At 57.1% G+C, this 585-nt stretch carries 1 protein-coding gene; it reads left to right on the top strand.

Translation table 11 applies throughout. The features are described 5' to 3' along the window. On the top strand, positions 1 to 585 hold a 585-nt coding region (locus KP705_RS16295; protein WP_215765001.1), incomplete at both ends, for a Tn3 family transposase.

Genomic DNA, 585 nt, shown 5'->3' with positions numbered 1-585 from the left:
GTTTTCGGGCTGATGCCCTTCTTTGGTTATCGATTTGCGCCCAGGATACGGGATCTGAAAGAGCGGAAACTTCACCTGTTTCCAGATCAAAGCCCCGGTGATCTCCTGAGTGGAATGGCCGGTGACCCGATCAATACCGATCATGTTGCGGCCCACTGGGACGACCTGCTGCGTCTGGTCACATCCATTCGGAGTGGAACCGTGACGGCCTCGGCCATGCTGCGGAAGCTCGGATCTTATCCCCGTCAGAATGGTCTGGCTGTGGCCTTGCGTGAAGTTGGCCGGATCGAGCGGTCGGTTTTCATGCTCGACTGGATACAGGATCTGGATTTGCGCAGGCGAACCCAGGCAGGGCTCAACAAGGGAGAAGCCCGGAATGCGCTGGCTCGGGCGCTCTTCTTCAACCAGCTTGGTGAACTGCGGGATCGGCGTTTTGAAAATCAGGCTTATCGAGCGTCAGGTTTAAACCTGCTGGTGGCAGCGGTTATCCTATGGAATACGCGCTATCTTCAGTCTGCCATCGCAACGCTCGGCATTTCCGATGACCTGGCGCGGCATATTGCACCCCTCGGCTGGGAGCATATC

This window comes from Gluconobacter sp. P1D12_c, from assembly GCF_018812105.1.
In the GTDB taxonomy this organism is placed as follows: Bacteria; Pseudomonadota; Alphaproteobacteria; order Acetobacterales; family Acetobacteraceae; genus Gluconobacter; species Gluconobacter oxydans_A.
Note: the sequence above shows the minus strand (reverse complement) of the source record. Positions and strands in the feature narration are given on the sequence as shown.